General features: G+C 67.6%; 12 protein-coding genes and 1 pseudogene. All 13 read right to left on the bottom strand.

Features of this window, described 5'->3' with window-relative positions; genetic code table 11:
* A pseudogene (locus JWP65_RS04625) lies at window positions 1–140 on the bottom strand (imidazoleglycerol-phosphate dehydratase); the annotation flags it as partial.
* Window positions 137–1216 (bottom strand): histidinol-phosphate transaminase, encoded by a 1080-nt coding sequence (gene hisC, locus JWP65_RS04630; protein WP_299760798.1) that lies wholly within the window; start codon window positions 1214–1216, stop codon window positions 137–139. The pseudogene JWP65_RS04625 and the gene hisC, both read right to left, overlap by 4 nt.
* An 81-nt stretch (window positions 1217–1297) precedes the next feature.
* Window positions 1298–2614, bottom strand: a complete 1317-nt coding sequence (hisD, locus tag JWP65_RS04635; RefSeq protein WP_299760800.1) for a histidinol dehydrogenase — start codon at window positions 2612–2614, stop codon at window positions 1298–1300.
* Window position 2615: 1 nt separating this feature from the next.
* A complete protein-coding gene (gene hisG, locus JWP65_RS04640; RefSeq protein ID WP_299760801.1) occupies window positions 2616–3272 on the bottom strand; it encodes an ATP phosphoribosyltransferase in 657 nt (218 codons plus the stop codon).
* A gap of 91 nt (window positions 3273–3363) precedes the next feature.
* Entirely contained in the window at window positions 3364–4629 is a 1266-nt protein-coding gene (gene murA / locus JWP65_RS04645; protein WP_299760802.1) for a UDP-N-acetylglucosamine 1-carboxyvinyltransferase, read from the bottom strand.
* Window positions 4630–4633: 4 nt separating this feature from the next.
* Window positions 4634–4876: a BolA family protein gene (locus JWP65_RS04650; RefSeq protein ID WP_299760804.1), complete on the bottom strand. Its 243-nt coding sequence runs from the start codon at window positions 4874–4876 to the stop codon at window positions 4634–4636.
* 94 nt (window positions 4877–4970) lie between these two features.
* Window positions 4971–5726, bottom strand: a complete 756-nt coding sequence (locus JWP65_RS04655) for an ABC transporter permease (protein ID WP_299760806.1) — start codon at window positions 5724–5726, stop codon at window positions 4971–4973.
* 55 nt (window positions 5727–5781) lie between these two features.
* Window positions 5782–6705: an ABC transporter ATP-binding protein gene (locus JWP65_RS04660; RefSeq protein WP_299760808.1), complete on the bottom strand. Its 924-nt coding sequence runs from the start codon at window positions 6703–6705 to the stop codon at window positions 5782–5784.
* Window positions 6706–6766: 61 nt separating this feature from the next.
* Window positions 6767–7039, bottom strand: a complete 273-nt coding sequence (locus JWP65_RS04665; protein WP_299760810.1) for a lipid asymmetry maintenance protein MlaB — start codon at window positions 7037–7039, stop codon at window positions 6767–6769.
* Complete coding sequence (locus JWP65_RS04670; RefSeq protein WP_299760812.1) at window positions 7039–7686, bottom strand: phospholipid-binding protein MlaC; 648 nt, start codon at window positions 7684–7686, stop codon at window positions 7039–7041. The genes JWP65_RS04665 and JWP65_RS04670 overlap by 1 nt, the downstream gene beginning before the upstream one ends.
* Window positions 7687–7787: 101 nt before the next feature.
* Window positions 7788–8531: a VacJ family lipoprotein gene (locus JWP65_RS04675; RefSeq protein ID WP_299760814.1), complete on the bottom strand. Its 744-nt coding sequence runs from the start codon at window positions 8529–8531 to the stop codon at window positions 7788–7790.
* Window positions 8532–8593: 62 nt separating this feature from the next.
* Complete coding sequence (mlaD, locus tag JWP65_RS04680) at window positions 8594–9082, bottom strand: outer membrane lipid asymmetry maintenance protein MlaD (protein WP_299760816.1); 489 nt, start codon at window positions 9080–9082, stop codon at window positions 8594–8596.
* 148 nt (window positions 9083–9230) lie between these two features.
* Window positions 9231–9798, bottom strand: a 568-nt coding sequence (gene mlaE, locus JWP65_RS04685) for a lipid asymmetry maintenance ABC transporter permease subunit MlaE (RefSeq protein WP_299760818.1), incomplete at its 5' end; no start/stop codon positions are given.

A 9798-nucleotide genomic window follows, 5' to 3' on the forward strand; every position in this document is an offset into this window, starting at 1 on the left:
ATGCCGGTGGCCAGCTTCGCCTGCCCCGTGCCGTCAAGGTTGACCTTGACGCTGATCTTGGTTTCGGCGGTCTGGCGGGTCACCACCGCTTGTCGGTGGGGACTCGTGATTTCATTCGGCGGGGCGATGGGGATGGTCATGGGGAGGCCTGCAAGCCAGCCAGCAGTTGCGTGTTCTCGTCGGCGGTGCCGACGGTCAGGCGCAGGCAATCGGCCAGCAAAGGATGCATTTTAGAAATGTTCTTGATGAGCACGCCGCGGGCCTTCAATTCCTCGAAGGTGCGACTGGCATCCGGCACCCGCACCAGGATCATGTTGGCGTCGCTGGGCCAGGCCTTCACGCCCGGCAGAGCGGACAGCGCCTGCTGCAGGCGGGCGCGCTCGCTCCGGATGTCGGCCGCCTGGCCAGCGAACACGTCTTCGTGCTCCAGGGCGAACAGCGCCGCCTCGCAGTTGAGCACGCTGATGTTGTAGGGCGGGCGCACCTTGTCGAGCTGCGCCACCAGTTCGGCGCAGCCCATCATGTAGCCGATCCGCACACCGGCCAGACCGAATTTGCTCATGGTGCGCATCAGCAGCACGTGCGGGTTGGCCGCCAGCCGGTCGACATAGCTGCGGCTGGAAAACGGCTGATAAGCCTCGTCGATCACCACCAGGCCGGGGGCGGCGCGCACGATTTTTTCGATGGTGGCGTCGTCCCACAGGTTGGCTGTGGGATTGTTGGGATAGGCCAGATAGACGATGCTGGGCCGGTGCTGCTCGATCGCCGCCAGCATCGCCGGCTCGTCCAGCTCGAAATCGGGCGTGAGGTCGACGCCGATGAACTTCAGCCCTTGCAGCTGCGCGCTCAGGGCGTACATGACGAAGCCGGGCTGCGGCGCCAGGATGCTGGCCCCGGGCACGTCGCAGGCCATCGCCAGCAGCGAAATCAGTTCGTCCGAGCCGTTGCCCAGCATCAGGGCGCAGCCGGCCGGCATGCCGGCATGGCGGGCCAGCGCCTGCTGCAGGTCGGTCACGCGCTCACCGGGATAGCGGTTCAGCGCCACCTGGGCCAACCGCTCGCCCAGCGCCTGCCGCAGCTGCGGCGGCAGCTGGTGCGGGTTCTCCATGGCGTCCAGCTTGGTGTAGCCCTTCGAATCCTGGATCGCGTAGGCGTGCATGGACTGCACGTCCTGGCGGATGTGGGTGGCGATCAGCTGGTCGACGAAGGCGCTCATGGAAACAAAAAGGGAAATGGCCGCAGGCTGCGGCGGGGGAACACAGGAAGACAGGGGCAGGCGGAGTCCGCCCGGCCAATGCTAACGCTTCAGCCGCAGCTCCGCCGCCCGGGCGTGGGCCTGCAGGCCTTCGCCATAGGCGAGTTCGGCGGCAACCCGGCCCAGCGTCTGGGCGCCGGCTTGCGTCACCTCGATCAGGCTGCTGCGCTTTTGGAAGTCGTACACCCCCAGCGGGCTGGAAAAGCGCGCCGTGCTGCTGGTGGGCAGCACGTGGTTCGGGCCGGCGCAGTAGTCGCCCAGTGACTCGCTGGTGTACGCGCCCAGGAAGATGGCGCCGGCGTGGCGCAACAGCGGCTCCCAGCGGTGCGGCTCGGAGCTGGCGATCTCCAGGTGCTCGGGGGCGATCCGGTTGCTGATCTCGCAAGCTTCTTGCATGCTGCGCGTCAGGATCAACGCGCCGCGCCCGGTCAGCGACTTGGCGATGATTTCGGCGCGCGGCATCTCCGGCAGCAGCCGCTCGATCTCGCGCTGCACCTGCTCGATGTAGCCGGCGTCCGGGCACAGCAGGATGCTTTGCGCCAGTTCGTCGTGCTCGGCCTGCGAGAACAGGTCCATGGCCACCCAGTCGGGCGGCGTGCTGCCGTCGGCCAGCACCAGGATTTCGCTCGGGCCGGCGATCATGTCGATGCCGACCTGGCCGAACACGCGGCGCTTGGCACTGGCCACGTAGGCATTGCCCGGGCCCGTGACCTTGTCCACCCGCGGCACCGTCTGCGTGCCGTAGGCCAGCGCCGCCACGGCCTGGGCCCCGCCGATGGTGAAGACGCGGCTGACGCCGGCCACGTGGGCGGCCGCCAGCACCAGCGCGCTCTTCTCGCCGCGCGGCGTCGGCACCACCATGATGATCTCGGCCACGCCGGCGACCCGGGCCGGAATCGCGTTCATCAGCACCGACGACGGATAGGCCGCCTTGCCGCCCGGCACGTAGATGCCGACGCGGTCCAGCGGCGTCACCTTCTGGCCCAGCAAGGTGCCGTCCTCGTCGCGGTACTGCCAGCTCAGACCCGAGGCCGTCTTTTGGGCCTCGTGGTAGCTGCGCACGCGGCGGGCGGCGAACTCCAGCGCCTCGCGCTGCATGGCGGGCAAGCCGTCGAAGGCCGCCTTCAGCTGCGCCGGCATCAGTTCCAGTTCGGCCACCGAAGCGGCCTCCATGTCGAAGCGGCGGGTGTATTCCAGCACCGCGGCATCGCCGCGCCGCCGCACGTCGTCGACGATGCCGGCCACGGCTTGCTCCACCCCGTCGTCGGTCTCGGCCGACCAATGCAGACGCGCCGCCAGCGCAGCATCGAAGCCGGCGTCGGTGGTGGCAAGGCGCAAGGGCTGGGCGGAGAAGGTCATGTCAGGCGGTGGCGGTGGCGGTGGCGGCGACGGTGCGCGAGAAGACGTCGATCAGGCGACGAATCGGTTCCTGCTTGAGCTTGAGCGCGGCCTGGTTCACCACCAGGCGGGAGCTGATCTGCATGATCTGCTCGACCTCGACCAGGTGGTTGGCCTTGAGCGTGTTGCCGGTGGAGACCAGATCGACGATGGCGTCAGCCAGGCCGGTCAGAGGCGCCAGCTCCATCGAGCCATACAGCTTGATCAGGTCGACGTGCACGCCCTTGGCGGCGAAAAAGTCGCGCGCGATGCTCACGTACTTGGTGGCCACGCGCAGTCGCGAACCTTGCCGCACTGCCTTGGCGTAGTCGAAATCGGAGCGCACCGCGACGCTGACGCGGCACTTTGCGATCTGCAGGTCCAGCGGCTGGTACAGCCCCTGGCTGCCGTGCTCGATCAGGGTGTCCTTGCCGGTCACGCCGAGATCGGCGCCGCCGTACTGCACGTAGGTCGGCACGTCGCTGGCGCGCACGATCACCACCCGCAGGTCGGGCTGGCTGGTCGCCAGAATCAGCTTGCGCGACTTGGCCGGGTCTTCCAGTACTTCGATGCCCGCAGCCGACAGCAGCGGCAAGGTTTCATCGAAGATGCGGCCCTTGGACAGCGCCAGCGTGATCATTTCGCGCTCGGCCGAGCCGCCTCACGGGGCGCGAACGCCCCCTCGGGAGGCAGCGACCACACCAGGTGCGGAGCGCGGGGGCCCCATTTCATCATTTCACCCTCTCGATGTCCGCGCCCAGCTGGCGCAGCTTGGCTTCCATCGCCTCGTAGCCGCGGTCCAGGTGGTAGATGCGGTCGACCAGCGTGTCGCCGTCGGCCACCAGGCCGGCGATCACCAGGCTTGCGGAGGCGCGCAGGTCGGTCGCCATCACGGTGGCCCCCGACAGCTGGGTGACTCCTTCGGTCACCGCCACCTTGCCGTCGACGACGATCTTCGCGCCCAGGCGAAGCATCTCGTTGACGTGCATGAAGCGGTTTTCGAAGATGGTTTCGACCACTTCGGCCGTGCCTTCGGAGATGCAGTTGAGCGCCATGAACTGGGCCTGCATGTCGGTCGGAAAGCCCGGGTATTCGGTGGTGCGGAAACCTTGCGCCTTCAGGCGGCCGGAAGCGCTGACCTTCAGGCCACCCTCGACGGCTTCCACCGTGACGCCGGCCGCGCGCAGCTTCTCGATGACCGCGCCCAGGTGGTCGGCCCGCGCTTCCAGCAGCACGGCCTCGCCGCCGGCGGCGGCCACGGCGCACAGGAAGGTGCCGGCCTCGATCCGGTCGGCCACCACGCGGTGGGTGGCGCCATGCAGCTTGTCCACGCCCTGAATGCGGATGCGGCTGGTGCCGTGGCCTTCAACCTTGGCACCCATCGCGATCAGCATGTCGCCCAGGTCGGTGATCTCGGGCTCCTGCGCGGCGTTTTCCAGCACGGTCTCGCCTTCGGCCAGCGCCGCCGCCATCATGAAGTTCTCGGTGCCGGTCACGGTCACCATGTCGGTGGTGATGTTGGCTCCCTTCAGGCGGCTCCAGCCTTTTGGCAGCTTGGCGATCATGTAGCCGTGTTCGACGACGATCTCCGCGCCCATTGCCTGCAGGCCCTTGATGTGCTGGTCCACCGGCCGCGAGCCGATGGCGCAGCCGCCGGGCAGCGACACCGTGGCTTCGCCAAAGCGCGCCAGCAGCGGCCCCAGAGCCAGCACCGCGGCGCGCATGGTCTTGACCATCTCGTAGGGGGCTTCCGGAAAGTGCAGCTGGCTCGAGTCGATCAGGACGCAGCCGTCCGGGCTGAACTCCGCCCTCGCGCCCATGTTGCGGATCAGCTTGAGCATCGTCGCCACGTCCTGCAGGCGGGGGATGTTCTGCAGCGTCATCGGCTCGGCCGTGAGCAGCGCGGCGCACAGCTCCGGCAGGGCGGCGTTCTTGGCGCCGGAAATGCGGATCTCGCCGCGCAGCGGCCGGCCGCCGCGAATCAGGAGCTTGTCCATGGCGTCAATTCGTTTGGGTTGCCCACTCGGCGGGCGTGAAGGTCTTGATCGACAAGGCGTGCACCTCGTCAGTCTGCATTCTCGCACCGAGCGTGGCATAGACGCGCTGGTGCCGCTGCAGCGTACGCAGCCCGGCGAACTCGGCTGACACGACCACCGTGGACCAGTGGCGGCCGTCGCCGTCGACTTCGAGGTGCTCGCACGGCAGGCCGGCGGCGATGATGGAGCGCAGTTCGTTGGCGGTCATAAATCCTCCGACGGGCCGCCCCTGGGAGGCCTGGACCCCCCGGGAGGCAGCGCCGTACATGTAGTGACAAGCGTGAGGGTCAACATTCTTCCCTTCAGCTGCGGATCTTGTAGCCGATGCGCAGCAAATGCACCGCCAGCGACCCGACCACCAGCATCGCCGTGCCGACGATTGCCAGGCTGAGCCAGGGCGAGACGTCGCTGATGCCGAAGAAGCCGTAGCGAAAGCCGTCGATCATGTAGAAGAACGGGTTGAGGTGGCTCACGCGCTGCCAGAACGGCGGCAGCGAATGGATGGAATAGAACACGCCGGACAGGAACGTCATCGGCATGATGACGAAGTTCTGGAACGCCGCCATCTGGTCGAACTTCTCGGCCCACAGGCCGGCGATCACGCCCAGCGTGCCCAGCATGCCGGCGCCCAGCACCGCGAACACCAGGATCCACAGCGGCGCGGCGAACTGCAGGTCGGTGAACCAGGTGGTCACCAGCAGCACGCCCAGGCCCACGCACAGGCCGCGGATGATCGACGAGCCCACGTAGGCGACGAACCAGCTCCAGTGCGACAGCGGCGTGAGCAGCACGAACACCAGGCTGCCCATGATCTTGCTTTGCACCAGCGACGAGGAGCTGTTGGCGAAGGCGTTCTGCAGCACGCTCATCATCACCAGGCCCGGCACCAGGAAGGCGGCGTAGCCGATGTTGTCGTAGACCTTGACGTGGTCGGCCAGCACGTGCCCGAAGATCAGCAGATACAGCAGCGCGGTCAGCACCGGCGCGGCCACGGTCTGGAAGCCGACCTTCCAGAAGCGCAGCGTCTCCTTGTACAAAAGGGTTTGCCAGCCGGTCACTTGACTGCCCTTCGCGCTGCGCGCTGCGGGATTCGCCTCGGGGCGGCCCGGCGGCTCATGCCAGCGCCTCTGCCCGGCCCGCGGCCGCCATCACGTCGATGAACACGTCTTCCAGGTCCGCCTTGCGGATCTCGACGTCTTCGACGCGCAGGCCGGCGTGCCGGATCACGGCCAGGTGCTGCTCGATCTCGTGGGCGTCGTGCGCCGGCAGCTGCACGATGCGGCCGGTGACGCGGGCCTTGCCCTGGAACTGCGGCGGCAGCGGCCCATCGAGCTTGAAGCGCAGCACGTTGCTCGACGCCGCCTTGAGCAGTTCGCTGGTGCGCTCCAGCGCCACCACGCGGCCGGTCTTGAGCATGGCAATGCGCCCGCACAGCGCCTCGGCTTCTTCCAGGTAATGGGTGGTGAGCAGCACCGTGTGCCCTTCCTTGTTCAGGCGCGCGATGAACTGCCACAGCGTCTGGCGCAGCTCCACGTCGACGCCGGCGGTGGGCTCGTCCAGCACGATCACCGGCGGCCGGTGCACCAGCGCCTGCGCCACCAGCACGCGCCGCTTCATGCCGCCGGACAGCTGGCGCATGTTCGCGTTCGCCTTGTCGGCCAGGCCCAGGCTGGAGAGCAGCTCGTCGATCCAGCCGTCGTTGTTCTTCACGCCGAAATAGCCGGACTGGATCCGCAGCGCCTCGCGCACCGTGAAGAAGGGGTCGAACACCAGCTCCTGCGGCACCACGCCCAGCTGGCGGCGCGCTTGCGCGTAGTCCTTGTGCACGTCGTGGCCGCGCACCAGCACCTTGCCGGCGCTGGCGCGCGCCAGGCCGGCCAGGATGCTGATCAAGGTGGTCTTGCCGGCGCCGTTCGGTCCGAGCAGGCCGAAGAATTCGCCCTCCTCGATGTCGAAGGCGACGTGGTCGAGCGCCTGGAAGTTGCCGTGGGGGGTGTCGTAGGTCTTGGAGACGGACTGAAAGGAGATGGCGGGCATGAGCAACCGGCCATTTTACGGGGCGGCGTCCGGCCCCGCCGCCGTGCGGCCAATACCGCCGCTACGGCGCGGCCGGCAGCAGCTCGGAAACCCCGTACAGGGTGGCCAGCTCGCGCAAGCGCGCCGGCAGCTGGTTGACCGCGAAAGTCTTGCCCAGCGCCAGCGCCTCGCGCCGGCAATCGAGCAGCACCGCCAGCACCGAAGAGTCGAAGTGGCGCAGCGCCGACGCATCCGCCACCGCGTGCGGCGACGGATCCGAGCGCAAGGCCTGCGCCAGCATGCGGCAGCAGGCAGGCGCCTGTGCGTGCGTCATGGCGTCGGGCAGCACCAGCATCAGGTGCGGCCGGCGTTGGTCTTGTTGCGGGCCGACAGCGATGCGATCAGCCCGTCCACGCCCTTGGCGTTGATTTCGGCCGCGAACTGGCTGCGATAGGTTTCCACCAGCCAGACACCCAGCACGTTCAGGTTGTAGATCTTCCAGCCCGCGCCCTGGCCCGGGGTCTTCTCCATCCGGTAGTCCAGCTGGATCGGCTCGCCGCGGCCGCGGATCTCGGTGCGCACCACGACCTCGGTGTCGGCCGGCGCCGCGCGCAGCGGCTTGACGCTGACGGTTTCATCGGCCACCTGGGCCAGCGCGCCCGAATAAGTGCGCACCAGCAGGATCTTGAATTCGTCCTGCAGGCGCTTTTGCTGCTCGGGGCTGGCCTGGCGCCAGGCCGGGCCGACCGCCGAGGCCGTCATCCGCTGGAAATTCAGGTGCGGCAAGATCCTGGCGTCGACCAGTCCGATCACCTTGGTGATGTCGCCGGCCTGGATGCTCTTGTCGGCCTTGATCGCCGCCAGCACGTCGTCGGACAGGCGCTTGACCAGCGCATCCGGCGCCTCGTCCGCGGCGTGCGCCAGTGGCAGCCCGCCCAACCCGAGGGAGGTGGCGAGCATGGCGGCGGCACAGTGGATCAGGGTACGTCGTTGCATTGTCATCATCATCCTTGTTTTGGCCGGCCGAGCCGGCATCGCTGTTGGAGCACGGCCGTGGCCGCAGGTTCGCGGCTTTGCCGGGCGTTTGCAACAGCCTGCAAGCTTCAGCCGCCCGGCGCCGACGCCGGCTGGCCGGCGGGATTGGCCTGCGGCGGTGGCGCGGCAATGGAGCCGGCGTCGGGCAGCGGCGGCGGCACGTCGCGGCGCGGATCGTCCGGCTGGTAGATCTCGGCGCGGCGCCGTTGCAGGTGGGCGTCGCGGGTGAAGCTGTACTTGTCGAGCGCGGCTTCCTCCAGCACCGCGCCCGCGCGCAACAGGTTGGAGCGCTGGCTGACCGCGCGCAGCGTGTAGAGGCTGTAGCGGGTGTTGTAGGGAACGATGCGGCTGACCAGGTCGGCCTGGCGGTCGATCGGCAGGGCCACGGTGTCGCGCAGCGTCGACGGGCCGAAGAACGGCAGCACCAGGTAGGGACCGGAGCCGATGCCCCAGCGCCCGAGCGTCTGGCCGAAATCCTCGCGGTGGCGCTCGATGTTGAACTCGCTGGCGACGTCGAAGATGCCGAACACGCCCCAGATGGTGTTGAGCTGGACCCGGGCCAGGTTTTCCGCGGCGTCCTGCATCCTGCCTTGCAGCGAGCTGTTGACGAACGACCACATGTCGCCCAGGTTACCGAAGAAGTTGGCGACACCGGTGCGCACCAGCGGCGGCACGTGGTCCTTGTAGATCGTCGCCACCGGCCGCAGCAGCATGGCGTCGAGCCCGTCGTTGAATTGCGAGACCTTGCGGTTCATCGGCTCCCACGGGTCGCTGGGGTTCGGATGGGGGACCGTGGCGCAGCCGGCCAGCATGGCAAGGCTTCCGGCCAGCAACAGGCAGACAGCGACGCGTCGCGTCGCAAATAGATTGGTTTTCACTTTTTCTGGCTCGTCCCTGGAGTCGCCGGTCCGTCCGCTGCCTTGTTGTACAGGAACTGCCCGATCAGGTTTTCCAGCACCACCGCGGATTGCGTGCTGGCAATGGTATCGCCTGCCGCCAAAACCTTTTCGTCAGCACCCGCTTCCACTCCCACATATTGCTCACCGAGCAGCCCACTGGTCAGGATCTTGAGCGAACTGTCCTTGGGAAACTGGTAGCGGCTGTCCATGTTGAGGTGGACGCGGGCCTGGAAAGTCTTGTCGTCGAAGGTGATGGCCTCCACCCGGCCGACCACGACGCCGGCACTCTTGACCGCCGCCTTGGGCTTCAGGCCTCCGATATTGTCGAAGCGCGCGCTCACCGGATAACTGGTGCCAAAGCTCAGCGACAGCAGGTTGGCCGACTGCAATGCCAGGAACACCAGGGCTGCCGCGCCGATCAGCACGAACAAGCCGACCCATACATCATTCTTGGTACGTTCCATCTTTACTTCTCCATTGCGTCGTCACTACGCACACTCGACAAAAGCGCGCGGCCATTCCACAGACCCGGCGGAACCGGCTTTTCCGGGCCGCTGCGGGAGCCCCCTTGAGGGGCAGGCGGCGCAGGCCGTTTCGGGGATGGGCCATGTCTTAAATGCTGAACATCAAAGCTGTCAGCAGGAAATCCAATGCCAGCACTGCCAGCGATGCCATGACCACCGTGCGGGTGGTGGCGCGCGCCACGCCTTCCGGTGTCGGCTTGGCCGTGAAGCCTTGCAGCACGGCGATGAAGGTGACGGCGACGCCGAACACCAGGCTCTTGAGGACGCCATTGCCTACGTCCTGGAACACGTCCACCCCGCCCTGCATCTGGCTCCAGAAGGCGCCGGGGTCGACACCGATCATCAGCACCCCGACAACCCAGCCGCCGATGATGCCGACCGCGCTGAACACCGCGGCCAGCAAGGGCATCACGATCACGCCGGCCCAAAACCGCGGCGCCAGGATGCGCTGCACCGGATCGACGGCCATCATCTCCATGGCCGACAGCTGCTCGCCGGCTTTCATCAGGCCGATCTCGGCCGTCAGCGAGGTGCCGGCGCGGCCGGCGAACAGCAGCGCGGTGACGACGGGCCCGAGCTCGCGGACCAGCGACAGGTTGACGATCAGGCCGAGCGATTCGGCCGCGCCGTAGGTGGCCAGCGCGTAGTACATCTGC

It is taken from the genome of Ramlibacter sp. (assembly GCF_028292805.1).
Classification (GTDB): Bacteria; Pseudomonadota; Gammaproteobacteria; order Burkholderiales; family Burkholderiaceae_C; genus Ramlibacter.

Coding starts and splice junctions, on each gene's coding strand:
- hisD (WP_299760800.1), bottom strand. CDS start 2,614: ATGACCTTCTCCGCCCAGCCCTTGCGCCTTGCCACCACCGACGCCGGC.
- JWP65_RS04670 (WP_299760812.1), bottom strand. CDS start 7,686: ATGACAATGCAACGACGTACCCTGATCCACTGTGCCGCCGCCATGCTC.
- hisG (WP_299760801.1), bottom strand. CDS start 3,272: ATGATCACGCTGGCGCTGTCCAAGGGCCGCATCTTCGATGAAACCTTG.
- mlaD (WP_299760816.1), bottom strand. CDS start 9,082: ATGGAACGTACCAAGAATGATGTATGGGTCGGCTTGTTCGTGCTGATC.
- hisC (WP_299760798.1), bottom strand. CDS start 1,216: ATGAGCGCCTTCGTCGACCAGCTGATCGCCACCCACATCCGCCAGGAC.
- JWP65_RS04650 (WP_299760804.1), bottom strand. CDS start 4,876: ATGACCGCCAACGAACTGCGCTCCATCATCGCCGCCGGCCTGCCGTGC.
- JWP65_RS04675 (WP_299760814.1), bottom strand. CDS start 8,531: ATGCTGGCCGGCTGCGCCACGGTCCCCCATCCGAACCCCAGCGACCCG.
- JWP65_RS04660 (WP_299760808.1), bottom strand. CDS start 6,705: ATGCCCGCCATCTCCTTTCAGTCCGTCTCCAAGACCTACGACACCCCC.
- murA (WP_299760802.1), bottom strand. CDS start 4,629: ATGGACAAGCTCCTGATTCGCGGCGGCCGGCCGCTGCGCGGCGAGATC.
- JWP65_RS04665 (WP_299760810.1), bottom strand. CDS start 7,039: ATGCTGGTGCTGCCCGACGCCATGACGCACGCACAGGCGCCTGCCTGC.